This window comes from Halolamina sp. (assembly GCF_036626355.1).
Classification (GTDB): Archaea; Halobacteriota; Halobacteria; order Halobacteriales; family Haloferacaceae; genus Halolamina.
This window is the reverse complement of record NZ_JAZKRY010000002.1, coordinates 29,792-49,475: the sequence shown is the minus strand read 5'-3', so window position 1 is coordinate 49,475 and position 19,684 is coordinate 29,792. Positions and strand designations below refer to the sequence as shown.

Sequence of the window (19,684 nt, the reverse complement as noted above, 5' to 3'; positions counted from 1 at the left end):
AGGAGCCCACATTGCTTATGCTCTTGGACGGCTCAGCTGGTGAGGGGCCATCCATGACATTGACCCTCTCAGACGGTCGTGTGTCCCTTTTCTCAGCGACCTTCGGGAACATCGTCGTTTCAACACCGAGAGACGGAACTCGTCGCTGCGAAGCGGTACCGAATTACGCACGACCGTATCAGTTCAGGGTGTCTGGGGCGCTCTTATCCGACGAAGACTTTTGTTTCCCCGTCACTTCGTAGCGTCCGATGGGCCCGGTCTCAGGGGCGACGTTCGCGCGGCTTTTCGACCGGCTCGACACCCAGGCCAAACGGGAGTTCGTCGCTGACCTCTACGCGGCTCGTGGGGTGGACGTCAAGATGGACGACGGTCAGCTTCAGGTGAGTCAGGATGGCGAGACGCGACGAATCGCGATACTGGAGCCACCTCGGCTCAGGTCCGTCTCGCTCCCGGACGTCGACGAGGTGGTCGTGACTCGCGACCACGGCGGGGTTCGTTCGACCGCCGAGGCTGCTGGAGTCGACTATCGGACCCCCGCTGACCTGTGTGATCTCTTGCTCTACGGGCTCGACCGAGAGCAGGCGGCTGTGCTCTTTACGGAGTACTTCGACCAGCCGCTTTCAGTCGTCGTTCTCGAGGATGACGCTGCGGATTCGGGACTGAATCTCGCTGCGCTCTGGCCCTCGTTCGACTGGAACGCGCGACAGGCGGTCCTCGTCGCGATTCTTCTCATCGGCATCGCGGTCTGGGCTGTGGGTGTCGGACTGCCCCCAACGCTCGACTCGGACGCTGCGTCGCCGGAACTGAACGTGACGTATACACCAGGTGCAGCCGGTGCAATCGGGGGCAACCAGGAGTACCCGCCTGGACTCGGCCCCGACGGCATCGAGAACGCCGGTGAGCTGACGGTCGCCCATTTCGAGTTCCTCGACGGGCAGTCCCACGCCTACCGGATAGCGGCCAGCGGCCCCCAGCATGCACCGTTCATGCTCGGCCTCACGCAGTGGAACGCCACAGTACAGATCCAGAACTGGGTCCACTATCGGTATCAGAAGCAGGAGGTCGCGCCGTACGGCTTTCGCGTCGAGCAACGCGAGGACAACCTCACCGTCTGGGACCCGAAGCGGCAGGTTGACGTCGGCAACAACTCGTCACGAGCGATGCTGACCAAGCAGGTGTACGCAAACGGCAGCCAGAAGTTCTGGCGGTTCGACGGGCCCGAACAGCTGGTGTACCGACGCGCCTCGGTCGAACAGCAGGGCGGCCGGATTCTTGGCGTCTCAGACCAGGTTGGCTGGGTCGATCTCTATCTACAGCGGTTCCTCTGGACCCCGAACTCGTCGGTCAGCTGTGCGTCGACGAGCGAGACGCAGGACTGCCAGACTTTCCGAGTGGAAGCGACTGGTGATCCGATCGAGCTCCGGACGGACGTCATCGACTACAGAGCCGTCGCGTTCGTGGACCAGCGCGGGTTCGTCCGGTCGCTGAGGGTGCGCTACAAGATCGACCCACTGGAGGAGGGGGAGCCGGTCCCGGTCCGGTTCCACCTGGAGTACCTCGATGTCGGCGAGGGTAGCGGCTCCGTCTCGCCCCCCGAGTGGCTGGACACGGCGAAGAACCGAACCACCGATGACGCCGCTGAACAGACCGAGACGCCGACCGAGACCGCGAACGAAACCAGCCTTCCACCAGGCTGAGAGTTCCCGGCCTCGCCCAGTTGCCTCGAACGAACCGCTATTACAGCCGGGCAGCAATGCCCTCTCAATGGCTCGCCTCGAACGGCTCACAGTATATCCGGTAAAAGGGTTGGACGGAATCGACGTCAACGCGGCAGAACTGGTCGACGGCGGGACGCTGGAACACGACCGGGAGTTCGCACTCTTCGACGCCGAGGGCGACGTTCTCAACGGGAAGCGGACCGACCGGGTTCATCGACTCAGAACAGCGTTCGACCCGGAGTCAGCCACGTTCCGTGTCGAACCGGGCGACGGCGAGGAGCACGTGTTCGAGCTCCCGTCGGAGCGCGACGCTGCCGGTCAGTGGTTCAGCGACTACTTCGACGAGGCGCTCACGCTGGAGCAGGACCCGTCGCTGGGCTTCGTGGATCGGCGCGAGATGGGGCCCTCGGTCATCAGCACGGCGACGCTGGAGGCAGTCGCCTCGTGGTTCGAAGAGATGACCGTCGATAGCGCGCGACGACGGCTCCGGGCCAATGTCGAGGTTGCGGGTGTGCCAGCGTTCTGGGAGGACCGGTTCGTCGGCGACGGGGCGCCGTCGTTCGAGATCGGTACCGTCCGATTCGAGGGTGTCACGCCCTGCGGGCGCTGTATCGTCCCCGAGCGCGACCCTGAGACAGGGGAGGCGCTGTCGGCCTTCCGCGAGCGGTTCGTAACGCGCCGCGAGGAGACGTTTCCCAACTGGGCCGACGAGAACGCGTTCGACCACTTCTACACGATGATGCTCATTGCGCGGGTCCCCGAACGGGACCGCGGTGAACAGCTTCGGGTCGGTGACGAGGTTCGTGTGGTGACCTGACGCTCCGACAGAGTCGGGGTGAGAGTCACCGACGCGCGGGTCGACTACCCGTCTTTCCCCGACCCGCAGTGTTTTTGGGACTGTTCCGTTCTACTGCGGTATGGAGATCGACGAGGACGACCTGGCGGCGTTCGTCGCCGCGCGCGGCGCACCGAGCAACGAGTACGATGTCGCCGACGAGTTCGCCGAGCGCATCGGCGAGCACGTCGACCGAATCGAGCGTGACGCACAGGGAAACGTCATCGCGACCAGCGAGGGCGATGACGACGCACTGGCGGTCATGCTCGCGGCCCATACGGACGAGCTTGCGCTGCTCGTCGATACCATCCGGGACGACGGCTTCCTGGAGTACACCAAGATTGCGGGCCACTACAAAGGGAACTTCCCGGGCCAGCGGGTCGTCGTCGGTCCGGACGAGCTGCTGGGCGTCCTCGGGCCGAAATCGCGTCATCTCATGACCGAGGACGAAAAAGAAGAAATCGACGAGGAGTCCCTGACCATCGATATCGGCGCCACGTCCCGGGAGGAGGTCGCAACGCTGAACGTCGAGGCGGGCGACTTCGCAACGTGGGACCGCGAGTACGACCACCTCGCGAACGGCCGCATCACGGGCCGCGCGCTGGACGACCGAATCGCGCTCGCCATCCTCGTCGCCGTCGCCGAGGCAGCAGAAACGGAGATGACCGTCCACTACGTGGCGACGGTCCAGGAGGAGGTCGGCCTGCGCGGCGCGCGCATGGCCGGGCACACCGTCGACCCGGACGTGGGAATCGCCCTCGAGATCTTCCCTGCCGACGACTACCCCGCCGCGGACGAACCCGAGCCCTCCGCGAAACTCGGCGAGGGGCCGGTTATCGAGTTTGCCGACGGCACCTCGGAGTACCTGTTTGGCGGGGTGCTCGTTGATCGCGAGACGCGGACGTGGCTGAAAGGTGGGGCCGCGTCGGCCGACGTCGACATCCAGGAGACGGTGATGGTCAGCGGCTCCACCGACGCGACGGAGCTCCAGCAGGTTCGCGGCGGGCGCTACGCCGGCGCAATCGCCGTTCCCTGCCGGTACTCCCACTCACCGGTCGAGACGCTCGACCTCACGGATGCGAACGAGACGGTCGCGACGCTCGTCAGCGCGCTCGGGACGGAGTTCCCCGGTCCTGAGGACATTCGACGCTGAGCCGTAGGAAATCGTTCCTCCCCCTCAGTTCTCGGGCAGGAGTCGTCGACAGCAGGTGAGCCCATCGTCGAGGTCGGCGAGATACCCCTCGTCGTCGGGGTCGAGGCTGCTCTCGACGAACCCGCCGCTGCTTCCGTGGGCGTGGACGTACCCCGACCCGCCAGTGCTGATGGCGACGTGACCGGGGAAAAAGAGAAGATCCCCCGGGCGCAGTTCGTCCCGGGGAACAGCGACGCCGACTGTTTGCTGCTGGTCGGTGTCGCGCGGGAGTTCGATGCCAAACACGCGGTAGCTGACCCAGACGAGGCCGGAACAGTCAATACCAGCCGTCGTCATCCCGCCCCATTCGTACTCCGTGCCGGCGAACTGGCGCGCGATGTCGAGAATGTCCTGACCGGACGGGAGTCCTGACGGCCGGGAGAGACTCTCGGCGGGCACTGTCGCCGTCTCGCCCGATCGAAACCGTACCTCGACCGTGCTGTCATCCTCCGCAACAGCTTCACCCGGCGTCCCGATCGGAAGGAACGTCCCGTCGTCGAGTTCGACATTCGCCCGGAGCACAGCGTTTGCCTCGAGCGACTCGGCGGACGCGATGGCCTCGGCGGCGGCCCACCCGACGTAGCCATCCGGGGCGGTGACCCGTCGCCATTCTCCGTCGGCGTCGTAGGCCACTACCTCCGCACCATAGAGAAGTTGGGTGGCCTGTTCAGCAGCCTGGTCCGGGTCGCTCCGGACGGGAACGGCGGTGTCCGTGACCGTGCGGTCACTCGCCACGTCCGAAAGAACCCGAACCGAGGACGCCGCCCGGTCGACGTCCGGGACCTCGCGGAGCAGCGTGAAGAGTCGCCGGGCGAGATCGTGCGTGGAGACTGTTCCGGTGACAACGGTATCGCAGCCTTCGGAGCTGACCGAGAGGTCACAGACGCGGGTTCGGCCGTCCGGGACCTCGCGGGCGCTGAACGCGTCGACCGTGAGCCCAACGTCGCTTCGGGGAGTTCCCATGGCCTCCCGTTCGGTGAGCACTGGAAAAACGGTTCGGCAACCGGGGATATGGCGATGCTACTCTGGGTCAAGCGCCGTCCCGCAGTCAGAGCACTCCTCGTCGACCATCGTCACCTACATCTCACAGCCTGGGCAGAACCCCTGGCAACGGACTCTCTCACCCGTCGCGGGACCGTCGAAATCGAGTGACAAAACCGTTTCCCAGACGGTCATCGTCGGCCAAGATGCCCATTCCACCGAGTGGCCGGTGAACTCGAAGCGCACGCCGCCGGTGGACCTCTCGGTCACGCGAACGTCCCAGCCGTGGGCGTCGAGAACCCGCGTTACGATGAAGCCGCCGTCGCCGATAGCTTCCTTCATCGTTGTGTCGTCAGCGTCGAACATCGCATTCGGTCTTCGACGGGGGTTCTGGATCGGCGGGAAAAAGAAGCCGCTCTCGAGTTTGCCATGGTGGTCATCGGGTTGGCCGTGTTCCACCGCGTTCGCCAAGAGACTCACGTCGCGCTGCTTCAGCCGGCCCGACCCCGCTTGCATCGACAGATCCGGTCATCCGTCAGCGACCTCGGTACGAACGGTCAATCAGCACAACGACGGGGAACACCCGCTGGACAACACCGATGACACCGACGACAGTGGACTGGAACACGGAGCCGACAACCGGCGGGACGGCCCCGGTGTGCATCGTGGAACGCAACGGTGGAGACGCCAGCGTGAGTCACCGACACCGGGAATGTGAAACCGTCCGGGAGGTGCTGCAGGCGCCGGGCGATACCCGGATCAGCGGCGATAATCGTCGACAGCGCCACGGGGTAGCTTTATTTCGCCGCTCCCCGCAGGACCCCGCATGAACGCGTTTATTTCAGCGGACATGGAAGGCATCACGGGAATCGCACCCTCGGAAGACGTGGTCAACGGGGAACCGGAGTACGAGCGCGGCGTCGACCTGCTTCACGGGGACGTAAACGCCGCCGTCGAGGGCGCGTTCGACGGCGGCGCCGACGAGGTGCTGGTCAACGACTCGCACTCGACGATGCGCAACCTGGACCGGGCGCGCCTGGACGACCGCGCGACACTGATCCGGGGCAACACCAAACCTCGGTCGATGGTCCAGGGGCTACGGAGTGAGCACGACGTCGCGCTGTTCGTGGGCTACCACGCGAAGATGGGAACGCCCGCAGCCGTGCTCAACCACACCGTTCTTGGCCACGAACTGCAGAGCCTCCACATCAACGGCGAGGAAGTCGGGGAGATGGGCTGGAACGCCCGGTTCGCCGGCGCACTCGGCGTCCCGGTTGGACTGGTGACGGGCGACGATGCCACCGCCGAGGAAGCCACAGCCGAGGTACCCGACGCGGAGCGTGTCATCGTGAAAGAGGCGATCGACCGCTTCTCCGCGACCTGTTGGCCCGGGAGTGAAACGCGCCCGCGTCTCCAGGAGGGTGCGAGACGAGCGGTCGAACGGGCTGGTGACGGAACGCTCGGCGTCACGACGGCGTCGACGCCAGTGACGATGACCGCGTCGTGGGCGACGACGCAGGAGGCCGAGGAGGCGTCGCGACTGCCCGGCATCGAGCGCGTCGATGCCCGGCAGACGGCTGTGGCCGACGAGGAGTACATAACGGCGTTCGAGGCGACGGTCGCGATGCTCCGGGCGGGTGGCCGGGCCGCCGACCAGTACTACGGCTGAGCCAGCCACCCGACCCGTCCAGAAGCTTCAGGTGCCAGCCGCCCGCTGTGGACGATGTGAGTCGTGTCGTCAGCCTCGGAAGTATCAATGTCGACAGGGTGCGGACCGTCGAAGCGGCGGAACTGGAGGCGCTCGAAGCGCGCGACGGCTGGTTCCCCGGACCCGGTGAGACCGTCACCGTCGAGGAACTCCCCGGAGAGTGGCCCGCCCCCGACCGCATCCGCCACGGCGGCAAAGGTGCGAACCAGGCCATCGCCGCCCGGGCTGCCGGCGCCGACACCACGCTGCTCGGGAAAGTCGGTCACGACCACGAGGAGTTCGGCGTACTGGAGGCGCTCCGCGAAGCAGCCGTCGACGTCAGCGCCGTCGGGATTGCGGCGGTCCCGACCGGGACCGCCGAGGTGTTCGTCGACCCGGACGGCGAGAACCGTATCACCATCAGTAGCGGCGCTAACGACGCCATCGATACCGCCTATATCGACGAGCAGTACGACATCATTCTGGCTGCCGACTGCCTGCTGCTGCAGAACGAAGTACCGGTGGAACCGGTCGCCGAACTACTCGACCGGCTGCGCGAGGAGCCCGACCGGCCAACTGTCGTCCTCGACCCCGCCCCTGCCGAGGGCGTAGACCCGCTGCTGGGCTACGACGCCGTCGACTATCTCACCCCGAACGAGCACGAGTACGCGACCATCGGTGACGCGCTCGCGGAGTTCGATGGCATCGTGATTCACAAGCGCGGCGGCGACACCGTCACTGTCGAGGGCGATACCCCCGTGGACGAGGCCATCCCGCCAGAAGTCGACGCTGTCGACACGACGGGTGCGGGCGATGTGCTCAGTGGCTTCCTCGCCGCAGGACTCGCGGCCGGCGACGAGTTCAGCGAGGCACTGGATATCGCGGTCATCGCCGGCTCCCTGTCGACGACGACGCCCGGTGCGCGCGAGGGCATTCCGACGCTCGAAGAACTCCGGCGGTTTCGAGCGGCGGACGGGTAGGACCCGAACGGCGGTTCATTGTTAAGTGGGTGGCCGTCTCCCTTCTCCACGAATGTCTACACCTGCCGAGTTCGATGTTCGAGAAGCCACCGTCGCCGAAATCCACGACGCCATCGCGGGCGGTGACTGCACGGCCGTCGACCTCGTCGAGAGCTACCGGGCCCGCATCGCTGCCTACGACGACGAGCTGAACGCCGTCCTGACACTGAACGGCGACGCGCGCGAACGTGCCGACCATCTCGACGAGCGGTTCGCCGAGGAAGGGTTCACCGGGTCGCTTCACGGCGTCCCGCTCCTGCTGAAAGATAACCAGGATACAGCCGACATGCCGACAACAGCCGGCTCAGCGGCGCTCGCCGACTGCATCCCCGAGGAGGACGCGTTCGTCGTCGAACAGCTCCGAGAGGCCGGCGCGGTTGTCCTCGGAAAGGCGAACCTCCAGGAGCTCTCCTTTGGGGTCGACACCATCAGCTCCCTTGGTGGGGCGACGCGCAACGCCTACGATCGAGCCCGCCGGCCGTCCGGATCGAGCGGGGGGACCGCTTCCGCTATCGCCGCCAACCTCGCCGCCGTGGGAACCGGCTCCGACACCTGCTCCTCGGTCCGCTCGCCGCCGGCGTTCAACGACCTCGTTGGCTTCCGGCCCAGTCGCGGGCTGGTCAGCGCAAGCGGCGTGGTCCCGCTCTGTGCCACCCAGGACACTGTGGGCCCGATCACCCGGACCGTCGAGGACGCCGCCAGAATGCTCGACGTGCTCGTTGGCTACGACCGGGAGGACCCGGTGACTGCAACCGGTGTCGGCGAGCCACCGGCGGACGGCTACGTCTCACATCTCCGCAAAGATGGGCTGTCGGGCGCCCGAATCGGCGTCGCTCGCGAGCTGTTCGGCCTCTCGCCGGAGCGTGATGCCGACCCGGACGCCGCTCAGGCCGTGACCGAGGTCATCGACGACGCCATCGCCGAACTCGAGGCTGCCGGCGCAACCGTCGTCGACCCGGTCGAAATCATCGACCGGGAGTTCCTCGACTCCGCGCGCGTGCTCGGCTATGAGTTCAAGCGCGATATCGACGCCTATCTGGCTGACCGCCCCGAGGTTCCCTACGACACGCTCGCGGAACTGGTCGAGACTGACATAATCGCGCCGAGCATCGAGAAACGCATCCACGACGGTGATATCCTGGAAGCCGATAGCGAGAGGCTACGAGAGAACGCGGAGTACCTCGACCGCCTGGAGCGCCGACGGGAGATCCGCGTCGACACTGAAGCGCGGCTGGTGGAGCACGACCTCGACGCGCTGCTGTACCCGCCGTCGACGGTGCCGCCGGTCAAGATTCCGGCCCACCAGCCATTCGAGGAGCTGCGATGTGAGCTTGCGGCCCACACGGGACTGCCGGCCATCACGGTCCCTGCCGGGTTCACTGACGACGGGCTCCCGGTTGGGCTGGAGCTACTGGGGCGCAAATTCGCCGAGCCCCGGCTGCTCGAGGTGGCGTACAGCTTCGAACAGGCAACCGATCACCGCCGACCGCCCGAGGGGTTCGGGCGGATCGACTAACTCTCCAGTTCGACCTCGAGATCGTTCTCGGTGACGTGGAGATACGTGATGTACGTCTCACCGGCGGTGTCGTAATCCAACGTCCCGATGGATTCGCCGTAGTTGATCTGTGCCCCGCCACCGTTGGCGTTGTTGCCAGTCCCGGCCAGGCCGTACAGCGTGAAATCATCTCCCAGCAGTGCGACGTAGTGGCGGGCGAGATGCTGGCTCGTCGTCGTGTTTGTCGGCTGGAACGTCGACGGCTCGCCATCCTCGGTATGGTTGAAATTCGCGGTGCTCACCGGGGTCCCGCTCCAGTCGTAATCGGTGCCATCGACCGAGATATCACCGTAGGTGAACGGCTGACTCGACGTGACGTCGATATGGAGTTCGGCGCCCATGCTCGGCGGGCCGCCGCCGCCGCCCATGCCCGGCGGGCCGCCGCCGCCACCGCCGCCGCCGCCAGGACACTCCAGGCGGATCGGGCCGCTGTCAGCCCTGATACTCTTGTTCGACCACTCGTGTTGCTCACCGGTGGCGGTGTTCCGGTAGAGCACCGCCGCCTCGAGCGTGTCGCTGCTGGTGACGCCAGTATTACAGTTCGTCCCGGGCGGGATGTGGACGAGATACTGGAACCGGTGGTTGTCCTCCTCGGCGTAGAAACTGATGTAGTGATGGTTGAACCCGTTTCCCTGGTCTGATTCGGCGGTCATGCTGAACTCGGTGAGACTGTGTCCCGGTGACTGCCCAGTGGCCGAAACCCCGTCGGTGTCGACTATGTCCGCTAACGTGAAATCACCGACTTTATCGAGCGTTAGCAGTTCAACTGTTGCAGTTCCGTTTCCGTGGTCGATGCTCACGTTGCCGGCGGTCCGACTGTTGAAGAACGACCCCCATCCCTTGTAGAACTCGCTTTTCACCGTCACCGTGACCGTGCCGGAGGTGATCGGATTACTGTAGCCCCGGCTGCTGGTACTGTACGTCGTCGACTGGTTCGGATACACACGACGGGAGTTATTGGCTCGCTTGAGTATCGCCGTCGCCTCCCCCGCAGCACTATCCTCGTTGGAGACACGAATAACCGGGAGCGTCAGTGTCCCGCCGCGGTAGTTGAACTCCGGTGGCGAGAGCATCGTGCTCCCGTTGCCGCTGCGCCGCCAGACCCCACCGCCCTGGTAGGCAACGGTGGTATCGTCGTTCTCGTACTGGACGACTCCAAGCGACGCGTTGTACAGTTCCTCGTTGGTTCCGTTACCGCTCACGTTTCGGTGGACAATCCGGATCCACCCCCCGTCATCATCAGCGGAGAACCGGCCGCCAGCCGCCGAGCCCAGATCGACCCGCTGGACCGCGCTCTCGCCGAGGGCGACGATGGCCGCCTGGGAGTCGAACTGCGTCATCGAGTGCTCGGCTTTCGAGAGCGTCGTCACCCGCTCGGTGTCGCCGATGGCCTGCATCCCGTAGCCGACGACTAACCCCGTCCCCATCAGCGTAATCGCCAGGATCAGGATGACACCGATCGTGGATGCTTGGCCCACACGGTCGGTCTGAAGTGAGGGACCGTCCTCGCGCATAGTCATTGCCTAAACCCTCCACCCTCAAAGCTCCATCCCCTGGCTGGACGAGCTACACCTGACGGACCCGGCCCCCTGGGCTCCGCAGTATCTGGAAGTCGGCTCATGCTGTCCCCACCCGTGTGTCGACGAATATCGTGTCGCCGTCGGAGTCGGTGATCGTTCCGGTCGAGCCACCGAGCCTGACGACGTGGAGCGAGCCGTCGGTGTCGTCGACGTACACCACCTCCAGCGCGTCGTCGGCGGTCCAGTCGATGCTGGTGACGGACGTCGGTTCGGCCTCGCCAGCGGAGGTGAGATCGGTCTCCGATGCGGAGCCACCGGCGTAGCTCAACAGCGTCACGTCGTTGGACGTCACGAACGGGATTCTGTCTTCCTCCCCGGTGTCGAACTGCCGCGGCGCGCCGATCCCGATGCCTCCGTCCACATCGGCGTCCTCCCCGGTGTCGGTGACGGTATCGTTGTCGATGAAACGGATGCCCTCAGAGAGGCCGACAAACACGAGATCCGTATCGCCATCGTCGTTGCTGTCGCCCGTGCCAGCGATGGCGGTCGCCTCCACCGGGTTACTGTTGGCGAGTACTTGCTGCTGGTCACCGTCGAGGCCGACGCGGTAGATAGTCGCCTCGCCGTTCGGGCCGACGTCAGAGGTGTTCAGGTAGAAGACGCTGCTCTCCCCGCGCCACTGGCCGATGGCGACGACCGTGCCGTAGCTGCTCTGGATCGGGCTCGTGGCAGCGTCGGTTGCGAGCGTCTGGACCTCCCCTGACGCGTCGACGATTCGCAGCCGGTTGGACCAGTCGACGTAGGGAATCTCTCGGATTCCGTCACCGTCGAGGTCGACCTCTTTCGGGCCGATGGCACTGGCCTTGACGCCGTAGCGGGTCACGGTTCCGTCGGGCGCGATGCTGGATAGCTCGCTCGTGTTATTGTCGGCGAAGACCACCTCCTCGTGAGCCATGACGGTCGGTTCGGGCTCCTCGGGGGCGATGTCACGTGACTCGTTCACCACGAGCTCGCGGGCGCCGTCGCCGTCGTCGTCCCGAAGACTGACGATCATCGGCCCGCCGGTAACCGTCCGGTTCGCAACCGGGACACTCGTCCGGAGCGAGAGCTGCACCGTCACGTCGACGGCCTGCGACTCGGCGACGATTGTGCCTCTGGCTGGCTGGTTGTCAGCCGTCGGTTGGTTCGCTAACGTCATAGTGTACTCGCCGCCGGCGATACGGTCGGGGAGCCAGACGGTCACTCGGAGGACGCCGTCGGTGTCGGTGCCCGCGAGCCGGTTGGCGTCCCCGAGGCCGCTCGCAAGCTGTTCGGCCGCCACCCCGAGTTCCTCATCCGCGATGCGCTCTCGCTGGTCCTCGACAAGGGTGCCGCCGGCGGCGAGGAGCCCAGTGATCAGGATCGCACTGATTGCGAGCGTCAGTGAGTAGCCAAGCGTCGTCGACACCCCGCGCTCGTCGGTCAGGACGCTCCATCCTGCCCCCGGCGTGCGCTTAGACATCGGGCTCCTCCGGGGCGACCCGCAGATTGGTTCGGTAGGTGACCACCGAGCTCCGGTAGGTGACTTGGAGGTCGGCGCTGTAGAGCGCCGGCGCGGCGTACGGTTCACCGCTGTTCTCGTCGGCGCCCGTTTCGAGATTTGTGAGCCGACGATCGACGACGACGGAGTAGGTGCCGTCGATCTGCTCGTTCGCGGAATTATCCAGCGCGTTGGTGTACGTCACGTTGTAGGGCGCCGAGAGCCCGCGGAACAGCTTCGTGAACGCAGGACAGGGCTGTCCGCCGATACGGGCTGACGAGAGTTCGATGACCGCGTGGTCATTGGCGCCGGCGTCGACGGAGCACGTCGAGCCCACCTGGGTGCCGTTCGGGTAAATCACGTCGACCGAAACGTTGCTCCCCCCGTTCTGATAGACGTACGCTTTCCACTCACCGCTGCTGTCGTTGAACCCGACGTAGAACGATTCGCTCAGAGCCCCACTCGTGGTATCGAACAGCGAGGACTGGGTTACGTTCATCCGGAACGCGCGGGCGGCGGTGTCGTTGGCGACCGTCCAGTTCCCGCCGCCAGTGTCGTTGACGAACCCGTTCTGCTGCTCCTGGCCGATTTTCGACCCCCTGTTCGTTGTCACGATCGAGAGGTGTGCGTCGGCGAGGTCAGCGACTTTGTGTGCGTTGGCCGTTTCGCTCCAGACGGCGATGGTGTTGCCGTACGTCGACCGGAGCTCGGCGTAGCTACTGTTGTTCCGGTCGTTCACCGTCGTGAGGGTGGTGCCGGCCACCGACGCCGCCTCGCCCTCGTACTCGACGACCTCGTCGGTTCCCGGTCCGGGGTCCCGGGTGGCGATGTTCCCGGTGTAGATGGCAGTGTTGAGCAGCACGGCGAGCACCACGAAGATGACCGAGAGCGCCAGCGCGCCGACCAGGAAGAGCTGTGCCCGGTCGGCCTCGCGGAGCCGACGGCGACTTACATCCGCCATACGACCACCTCAACTTCCACCACGTTGTAGACGCGGCTGTTCGGCGCCGCGTCAGACGCGAAGTAGCTCGTGTTCTCGAGCGAGCCCAGTGCGGTGCCGTTGGCGGCGAGGACCCGGTCGTCGTCGTAGAGTGTGAACGACCGACTCGCCGTCGAAGCATGGTCCGACGGGTCCCCCAGATTGACGAGCGGGCGAGACTCGCGCTCACCGTTTGGTCGGACGTAGAACAGGTTCACGTCGAACACGATGTTGCGGTCGGCCAGGCTCCGATTCAGCGCGGAGCCGAACGTCGTCGGCGGGCCGGCCCTCTCGTAGACGCCCCGGCTGGTGTTGTGGAACCCCGAGCCGGTCTCGTTCCAGTAGAGGAGCGTCGGGACGATCGTGCCGTTCTCCGCCTCGGAGGCGAGCAGCCCCTCTGCCAGGGACGCCTGCTGGTTCTCGATATGCTGGCTGGAGGTGCTGCCCGTCAGCGGCGTCACTGCGGTCACCTGCAGCGCGAACAGCACGCTTGCGAGCAGGAGCATGCCAGCCGCAACTGCCTCCAGTGTGTAGGCCTGTCCACGCCTCCGCTCTGGATGGCTCGCCTCGGAGCGGTCGGCTGTCCGCGACCGCTCGGGCCGGTCACTCACCATACGTGCACCTCGAGCGTGTAACTCTGGCCCTCGAGTCCGACGGTCCGTCTGGCCGTCGTAACTGTTGAGCGCTCCGGCAGCGTGCCGCCTGCGACGAGGGCGGTCCCATCAATCGTCGCCGCGCTCCCGTCCGGGTCCTGAATCTCCACCCGGATGTTGATGGCTGACTCGAGCGCGAGCATCGTGTGGAGGTCGCTCGCGTTGGTGTCGAACCGGCAGCTCAGCGGCGCTGGGCCACTGCCGTTCAGTTGGCGGAAAAACCCCTCCGTGCACGTGTCGTTGAGCACGTACGGCGTGTCGGGGACACCGAGGGTATCGGCAGCGAGTGAGGTTGCGGTCCGGTCGGCAACCTGGGTACTGCCGCCGCTGATGAAGGGCGCGAAGATGCCCGGAATCGTCCCGAGCACGAACACCAGCGCGACGAAAAAGATACCGACGGCGACGGCAAAATCGAGAACTGTCTGCCCGCGGTCGTTGGCTTCGAACCAGTCCCGCCTACGCTGGGAGCTCACGCCACCACCACCCAGACCAGAAGCGCGATCGTCTGGAGAATGACGACGAACTTCACCCCCGAGATGATCTTGGCGTCACGAATGTAGCCGGAGATGAATCCCGAGAGTAGCGCCTGCAGGGTGACGGCGTGGAAAAACAGCAGCGAGAGCAACTGGACGTCGATGCCCCCGCCGAACGCCATTCCGCCGCCGCCGCCACCCCCGCCACCGCCGCTTGCCTGCTCGGTCAGGCCGGCCATCACGTCGAGGAACTGCGTCTTCAGGATGGCCATCACCGCCAGCAGTGTGAGATACGTCATCAGGATGATCGCGACCTGCATCCGGGTTCTGGAGATGCGCTCGCGCTCGATGTCGTCCTGGTTCTCGGAGGACTGTGCGGCCGTCGAGAGCACGTCCGTAATCTGGCTGGAGGCCTCCTGTGCCTCGGCGATGAGCTTGATGGTCCGCGCCAGCCGCGGGATGTGGTATTTGTTGTTGAACTCGACCATCGCGTCCCGCAGGCTCATCCCGTAGTTCACCTTCGCGTACATCACATCGAACTCCTCCGCGAGCTGTCCGGTCGAGGTGTCGGAAACGGTTTTGATCGACTCGAGTAACGTCTGGCCGGTGTCGTTGGCAGAGGAGAGCTTCCGGAGGTTCTCGGAGAGCTTCCCGGTGATGGCGTTCCGGCTGCGCTGGTTCCACTCGTAGAAGAACGCGAGCGGGATGAAGATCATATACGAGGGGATGTAGAACCAGGCGAAGGTTCCCCAGACGGGGTTCGCGATCATCCCGTTCCACGACGTGGGGATAGCTTCGCCCAGGAACAACATGCCGAGAACTACCATCGCGGTCGGTACCGCAATCGCCAGCGTGAACAGCGGGTTATCCCGGAAGAACGTCTGTGGGGATGTGAGGAGCTCTCGAGTTTTGTAGTTCCCCTCGCGGGATTTGATGCGGTCGAACATGTTGAACCGGCCGGTGAACGCCTCGATGAGCCCCAGGTGGACCAGCCCCTCTTTGTACGCGGTCTCCAGGCGCTCGCTCCCGTCGCTTGGCGAGAGGTAGCCATCACCGGGCTCGTCCTGTTTCACTGTCGAGATGAGCACCAGAAAGCCGACTCCGGTGATCGGAATGAGCCCGTAGATGGTTCCGTAGATGAGGTCGGTCTTGGGATCACCCAGCATGCTCATGATGACCAGAATGATGATGAGCAGTAGCGGGAACAGCGAGAGCGTCATGTACATCTCCCCGAACAGCTCCAGGGTCTCCAGGGTCATCTCCTGTTGCTGTTTGGCGGTTCGCATGTGTTTTTCCTTCTTGTCGTAGAGGAACTGCTCCATATCCCCCCCGGAGTTGATGATGGAGAGCATGTCCGTGAGGAACTGCGAAAGTTCGTCGCTGGGGGTTTCCTGGGACTGTTTGCGCACGGCGTTCCGGTAGTCCGTGCCGAAGTACTCCGTCTCGTTGACGATGCTCTGGAACTCCTTTGCGACCTCGCCGTAGGTGTCGTCTGCGGCGGCCATCGCCTCCAGGATCTCCAGCTGGTTCAGCCCGCCGACCGACAGCGCGTACATGTACGAAACCGCATCGGAGAGCAGCATGTTGATGGCCCGTTCGCGGGCTGAGGCCTGCGAATAGGGGACGACCATCAGTGTGCCAAAGCCCATTCCGAACCCGATGCTGCCGAAGACGAGCCCCGAGACGAGGATCGCCGCGGGCACTGTCGCCTGCTTCAGCATCTCCGCCGTCTGCTCGCTCCCCGCTGGAATGCCGAGACTGATGCTCTCCGGCGTGATGAGCCCGAAGTTGAACACCGCCCAGCCGATGAGACTCCCGAGCAGCCAGAGCAGGCTCCCGACGATGACCCCCACCGCGAGCGAACGGGAGATGTAGAGCTCCACCATCTCGTTCATCCGGGCTTCCTCGAGCTTCGTCTCGATGTCTGCGACGAAATCGCCTTCGTCGTCGAACAACAGTGAGAACAGCGGGTAGAACGCGTCGGCTAACGGGTCCGCCTCGTGGCTGTTGTCACTGAGATCCAAACTCATCTACTCCTCCTCCTCGTCACTATCTACCCCCAGGGAGTCCACCTTCGCGGTGTCGCCGTCGCCATCGGCCTCCAGTTCGGGGGCGATATCCTCCCAGTCCTCGTCGACGGAGCCCCAGATACCGCCTAATTCGCCAGTATCGCCGTCGCCTTCGCCGTCGTCACTGTTCGCAGAACCGTCGCCGCCTTCCGGACTCAGGCCGCTGCTGTCCGGTTCCGCGACATCGTGGCTTTCGGCGCCTGCATCCGGTTCGGAGTCACGGATGCTCTCGGAGTCGTCCGAACCGCCGTCACCGTCGGCCCCGGCTTCGGTATCGGTGGCGGCGGCGCCGAACTGGCGTTCGGAGTCGGACAGCTCGCTCACTTCCTGGGCAGTCTCCGACTCGTCCGCCTCCGAATCCGACCATTCTGGCTCGTCGATTTCGATCTCCTCGTCCGACGCCGAGCCGTCGGTGTCCGGTTCGGTTCCCCACTCCCGTTCACCGACGTCGTCACTCCCGGAGTCATGGTCCGGTTCCGACGCCAGTGCTCTCTCGGATGGGTCAGACTCCCCGACGGGTTCCCCGATAGTTGGCTCCTCATCTGCCCCGTCATCCGCGTCCTCGTCGGCAGATTCGGTCGGCTCCTCCTCCAGAGTGGTTACCGGCTCATCGTCGGCTGTTTCGGGTTCACCGAGGACCACGTCCTCGGAATCATCATCCTCATCCTGTTCGTTCGCGTCCGGCGCCCCCGGGATCATATCTGCCGACTCCTCGGAGTCCGCCGAACGGTCCGCCGAATCACCCGCCGAAAGCGCGGGCGTTGGCTCTTCGTCAAGGGCTGGTTCGTCCCCGTCGCTGCGCCCGTCTACTGTCGGTTCTTGGGCTCCCCTGTCCGCCTCCGGTCCGCCGGACGGGAGTTCGCCGGCTGTCTCCGACGTGACCTCGATATCGTCCTGCGGTTCGGTATCGATCAGCGCTTCCGCGACGCCCTCGGAAATCTCGCCGCGGAGGTCCTCGAAGAGCTCCGCATCGGCACGTTCGAGAATCGCTCTGGCCTCGGCGGCGATCTCGTCGCTCGGTTCCGGCCGCGGGACCATCGCCTCCTTATCCGGATCGATGTCGATGTGGACCGACTCCATCTCCCGGAGGTCCTCGAGGGAGGACTCCAGGCCCTCGTTGGCCATCAGCGTGAGGATGGTTTCGGGATCGTTGATGAACGCCTGGAACGTCGCCGCGACCTGCGTGTACGTGTTCAGCCCCTTGTCGATGAGGTAGGCGAGCACCACCTGCCGCTTGAAAATCTCCTCGTCGAGGCGCTCGCGGTTCCACCCGCGGTCGAACATGATGTCGTCCAGCGTGTTGGAGTCCCCCATTTTGAGGAACTCGTCCGTCTCTGCCTGCCACTGGTAGACGTCCTGGACGTTGATCTCGTCGTTCTCGGCGTCGTAATGGTTGATTTCGGTGAGGGATTTGTTTCGACGGACTTTCCGCCCTTTCACCCGCGTCGACGTCTGGACGGAGACGAGATCCAGCGCCGTGAACATCGTCTTCGAGACGTTGATCGGCTCGGTGGTGAACCGTTTGAGCACCTCTCCGACGTTGTCGGCGTGGAACGTCGAGTAGGAGGTGTGGCCCGTCGACATCACCTGGAACAGGTCACGGCCCTCCTCCCCGCGCACCTCGCCCATCACGATGTAGTCAGGGCGCTGTCGCAGTGCGGCCTCCAGCAGGTCGAACTCGTCGACGTCACCCTTGTCGTCGTCGCTGAACGACGGTCGGGTGACCGACGCGATCCAGTTGCGTTGGGGGAGTTCGACCTCGCGGGTGTCCTCGATAGAGACGATTTTCGTGTTCGACGGGATGAACAGCGACACCGCGTTCAGGGAGGTGGTCTTCCCGGATGCCGTCCCGCCGGCGAAGATGAGCGATTTGTGGTTCTCGATACAGAGCCAGAGGAACGCCACCTCGTCCAGACTGAACGTCTTCCAGTTGATGAGGTCCACCGGCGTGAACGGGACGTCCTTGAACTGTCGGATGGTGTAGTTCGTCCCGTGGTCCGACACCTCTCGGCCGAGCGTTAGCTGGGCTCGCGAACCGTCTGGCAGCGTCGCGTCAACCTGCGGTCGGCGTTTGGAGATCCCCTTCCCCGACCGCTGGGCCAGCTTCACGACGAAGTTGTCGAGTTCGGTCTCCCCGTGGTAGATGTTGGTGATGATCTGCTCGTAGTCGGAGTGATAGACGAACACCGGGGAGTTGTAGCCGTCACACGAGATGTCCTCGACGTTGATGTCGTGTTTGATGCCGTCGATACGCTCGTAGCCGATGAAGTTCCGTTCGAGGAAATATAGCAGCTTCTCGACCTGGTACTCGTTCAGCGTGTCGGCGTCCTCCTCGACGAGCACCGGCTCGGGTCGGGCGGCGATACCCTCCAGATTGCGCACGCCGGTGAGAGGCGCTTCGTAGCCAAGCGCATCGACGAGTCGGCCCGAGAGCCCACTGTTCGGATCCAGATCGAACCGCTTGGCGAGTTTGTTGCCGAGCCCTCCGGCCCATCGGTCCTTGGGCTCCTCGTAGAGGTCATAGCGATCCAGCAGCTCCCGGGTCTGGTTCTCGATAATCGAGCGGCGGTGCTCCTCGTCGCCGGCTTCCTCTCCCTCCTGCTCGTACTTGATCGCGGCGCGCAGCTTGTCCGAGAGATACTCCTGGAGCTGCTTTTCGATCTCGTTCAGATGCGGCTGGACGACGTAGTACTTCTTCTCGTTCTCCTTGGTGGAGTGGAAGATGACGACGAAGGAGTACGGCTCGTTCACCCAGTAGCGGTCCTCCTCACGGAAATGCAGCTTCTTCGCCATCGGCACCGTCTTCTCCAGGTCGTAGCGGTTCACGACGGTGGTCCGGCCCTCTTCGTCGGAGAAGAATGCATCCTCGTCGACGTCTTCGTTGACATCGACAGTCCGCTCGTCAATCAGTTCCGTGAGCTCCTTGCCGGCTCGCTCGTGGTCTGCCATCACCGAACCCAGCGTCTCCGGATCGAACCCGAGTGCCTCGCCGGCGTCGAACTCCTCAGCTTCGCCCTCATCGTCGGTCGGCTGTTCACCCTCCTCAGTGTAGAAGTACTCCCGCTTGTAATCCTCCCAGCCGTAGATATCCTTGATCACGGGCGTCTGCTCGTAGCCGACCAGCGACGAGCTCTCGGTGATCGTCTCGGCGACGTGATGGGCGGCGCCGAGGCGCGCTTCGAGCTCCCACGGGGGGAAGCCGAGATACTCCGCCGGCTCGATACTGGTTCGGTCCCAATCTTCCCGACCAAGCGTCGTGTCGGTCTCTCCCCAGCGTTCGCTGCCGGGCGCCTCGTTGAACCGTTCGTAGAGTCGCTCGGCAGCGGTCGATTCCCCGTGCTCGCGGAGGAAATCGTCCCACGTATATTCACCGACTACTGCCGCGGAACGCTCCTCGGTGGGAGCTTCCTGGACCTCCCCCTCGAGTTGGCTCGGCGCGGGATCGGCATCGTCGGTAGCCATTGATATCGGAGAATTACCGCCG

At 64.7% G+C, this 19,684-nt stretch carries 15 protein-coding genes; 6 read left to right on the top strand and 9 right to left on the bottom strand.

Annotated elements, in window-relative coordinates; all coding sequences use genetic code 11:
• Positions 1 to 248 precede the first annotated feature (248 nt).
• From V5A38_RS00615 to V5A38_RS00605, 3 genes are all read left to right on the top strand, one after another.
• Positions 249 to 1,697 carry a hypothetical protein gene (locus V5A38_RS00615; protein ID WP_332323802.1) on the top strand — a complete coding sequence of 483 codons (1,449 nt, stop codon included), beginning with the start codon at positions 249 to 251 and terminating at the stop codon, positions 1,695 to 1,697.
• A 67-nt stretch (positions 1,698 to 1,764) separates the two neighbouring features.
• Complete coding sequence (locus tag V5A38_RS00610; protein ID WP_332323801.1) at positions 1,765 to 2,535, top strand: MOSC N-terminal beta barrel domain-containing protein; 771 nt, start codon at positions 1,765 to 1,767, stop codon at positions 2,533 to 2,535.
• A gap of 100 nt (positions 2,536 to 2,635) precedes the next feature.
• The gene (locus tag V5A38_RS00605) at positions 2,636 to 3,706 is read left to right on the top strand and encodes a M20/M25/M40 family metallo-hydrolase (RefSeq protein WP_332323800.1); all 1,071 of its coding nucleotides are present in this window, start codon (positions 2,636 to 2,638) and stop codon (positions 3,704 to 3,706) included.
• Positions 3,707 to 3,730: 24 nt separating this feature from the next.
• Here V5A38_RS00605 and V5A38_RS00600 read toward each other — a convergent pair whose 3' ends face one another.
• Both V5A38_RS00600 and V5A38_RS00595 read right to left on the bottom strand, forming a co-directional pair.
• Entirely contained in the window at positions 3,731 to 4,708 is a 978-nt protein-coding gene (locus V5A38_RS00600; protein WP_332323799.1) for a C40 family peptidase, read from the bottom strand.
• A gap of 114 nt (positions 4,709 to 4,822) precedes the next feature.
• Entirely contained in the window at positions 4,823 to 5,242 is a 420-nt protein-coding gene (locus V5A38_RS00595; RefSeq protein WP_332323798.1) for a hypothetical protein, read from the bottom strand.
• A 310-nt stretch (positions 5,243 to 5,552) separates the two neighbouring features.
• Here V5A38_RS00595 and V5A38_RS00590 point away from each other — a divergent pair, with 310 nt between their 5' ends.
• The 3 genes from V5A38_RS00590 to V5A38_RS00580 are packed head-to-tail and all read left to right on the top strand — an operon-like array spanning position 5,553 to position 8,948.
• Positions 5,553 to 6,395, top strand: a complete 843-nt coding sequence (locus tag V5A38_RS00590; RefSeq protein ID WP_332323797.1) for a M55 family metallopeptidase — start codon at positions 5,553 to 5,555, stop codon at positions 6,393 to 6,395.
• 56 nt (positions 6,396 to 6,451) lie between these two features.
• Entirely contained in the window at positions 6,452 to 7,393 is a 942-nt protein-coding gene (locus tag V5A38_RS00585; protein WP_332323796.1) for a PfkB family carbohydrate kinase, read from the top strand.
• 52 nt (positions 7,394 to 7,445) lie between these two features.
• Positions 7,446 to 8,948, top strand: coding sequence for an amidase family protein (locus V5A38_RS00580; RefSeq protein WP_332323795.1), 1,503 nt, complete (start codon positions 7,446 to 7,448; stop codon positions 8,946 to 8,948).
• Here V5A38_RS00580 and V5A38_RS00575 read toward each other — a convergent pair.
• The 7 genes from V5A38_RS00575 to V5A38_RS00545 all read right to left on the bottom strand — a co-directional run bounded on the left by V5A38_RS00575 (position 8,945) and on the right by V5A38_RS00545 (position 19,662).
• On the bottom strand, positions 8,945 to 10,501 hold the full coding sequence (locus tag V5A38_RS00575) for a hypothetical protein (protein WP_332323794.1): 1,557 nt from the start codon (positions 10,499 to 10,501) through the stop codon (positions 8,945 to 8,947). The two genes, V5A38_RS00580 and V5A38_RS00575, sit on opposite strands and share 4 nt — an antisense overlap.
• 103 nt (positions 10,502 to 10,604) lie before the next feature.
• Positions 10,605 to 12,008, bottom strand: a complete 1,404-nt coding sequence (locus V5A38_RS00570) for a hypothetical protein (RefSeq protein ID WP_332323793.1) — start codon at positions 12,006 to 12,008, stop codon at positions 10,605 to 10,607.
• Positions 12,001 to 12,987: a hypothetical protein gene (locus tag V5A38_RS00565; RefSeq protein WP_332323792.1), complete on the bottom strand. Its 987-nt coding sequence runs from the start codon at positions 12,985 to 12,987 to the stop codon at positions 12,001 to 12,003. The genes V5A38_RS00570 and V5A38_RS00565 overlap by 8 nt, the downstream gene beginning before the upstream one ends.
• Complete coding sequence (locus V5A38_RS00560; RefSeq protein ID WP_345786262.1) at positions 12,975 to 13,619, bottom strand: hypothetical protein; 645 nt, start codon at positions 13,617 to 13,619, stop codon at positions 12,975 to 12,977. The genes V5A38_RS00565 and V5A38_RS00560 overlap by 13 nt, the downstream gene beginning before the upstream one ends.
• Positions 13,613 to 14,131, bottom strand: coding sequence for a hypothetical protein (locus tag V5A38_RS00555; protein WP_332323791.1), 519 nt, complete (start codon positions 14,129 to 14,131; stop codon positions 13,613 to 13,615). The genes V5A38_RS00560 and V5A38_RS00555 overlap by 7 nt, the downstream gene beginning before the upstream one ends.
• On the bottom strand, positions 14,128 to 16,161 hold the full coding sequence (locus tag V5A38_RS00550) for a type II secretion system F family protein (protein ID WP_332323790.1): 2,034 nt from the start codon (positions 16,159 to 16,161) through the stop codon (positions 14,128 to 14,130). The genes V5A38_RS00555 and V5A38_RS00550 overlap by 4 nt, the downstream gene beginning before the upstream one ends.
• On the bottom strand, positions 16,162 to 19,662 hold the full coding sequence (locus tag V5A38_RS00545) for an ATPase, T2SS/T4P/T4SS family (protein ID WP_332323789.1): 3,501 nt from the start codon (positions 19,660 to 19,662) through the stop codon (positions 16,162 to 16,164).
• Positions 19,663 to 19,684 lie beyond the last annotated feature (22 nt).

Excerpts from the sequence above, each read along its gene's own strand:
- V5A38_RS00575 (WP_332323794.1), bottom strand. The coding sequence starts at position 10,501 with ATGCGCGAGGACGGTCCCTCACTTCAGACCGACCGTGTGGGCCAAGCA.
- V5A38_RS00550 (WP_332323790.1), bottom strand. The coding sequence starts at position 16,161 with ATGAGTTTGGATCTCAGTGACAACAGCCACGAGGCGGACCCGTTAGCC.
- V5A38_RS00605 (WP_332323800.1), top strand. The coding sequence starts at position 2,636 with ATGGAGATCGACGAGGACGACCTGGCGGCGTTCGTCGCCGCGCGCGGC.
- V5A38_RS00615 (WP_332323802.1), top strand. The coding sequence starts at position 249 with ATGGGCCCGGTCTCAGGGGCGACGTTCGCGCGGCTTTTCGACCGGCTC.
- V5A38_RS00545 (WP_332323789.1), bottom strand. The coding sequence starts at position 19,662 with ATGGCTACCGACGATGCCGATCCCGCGCCGAGCCAACTCGAGGGGGAG.
- V5A38_RS00560 (WP_345786262.1), bottom strand. The coding sequence starts at position 13,619 with ATGGTGAGTGACCGGCCCGAGCGGTCGCGGACAGCCGACCGCTCCGAG.
- V5A38_RS00610 (WP_332323801.1), top strand. The coding sequence starts at position 1,765 with ATGGCTCGCCTCGAACGGCTCACAGTATATCCGGTAAAAGGGTTGGAC.
- V5A38_RS00570 (WP_332323793.1), bottom strand. The coding sequence starts at position 12,008 with ATGTCTAAGCGCACGCCGGGGGCAGGATGGAGCGTCCTGACCGACGAG.
- V5A38_RS00595 (WP_332323798.1), bottom strand. The coding sequence starts at position 5,242 with ATGCAAGCGGGGTCGGGCCGGCTGAAGCAGCGCGACGTGAGTCTCTTG.
- V5A38_RS00600 (WP_332323799.1), bottom strand. The coding sequence starts at position 4,708 with ATGGGAACTCCCCGAAGCGACGTTGGGCTCACGGTCGACGCGTTCAGC.
- V5A38_RS00580 (WP_332323795.1), top strand. The coding sequence starts at position 7,446 with ATGTCTACACCTGCCGAGTTCGATGTTCGAGAAGCCACCGTCGCCGAA.
- V5A38_RS00565 (WP_332323792.1), bottom strand. The coding sequence starts at position 12,987 with ATGGCGGATGTAAGTCGCCGTCGGCTCCGCGAGGCCGACCGGGCACAG.
- V5A38_RS00590 (WP_332323797.1), top strand. The coding sequence starts at position 5,553 with ATGAACGCGTTTATTTCAGCGGACATGGAAGGCATCACGGGAATCGCA.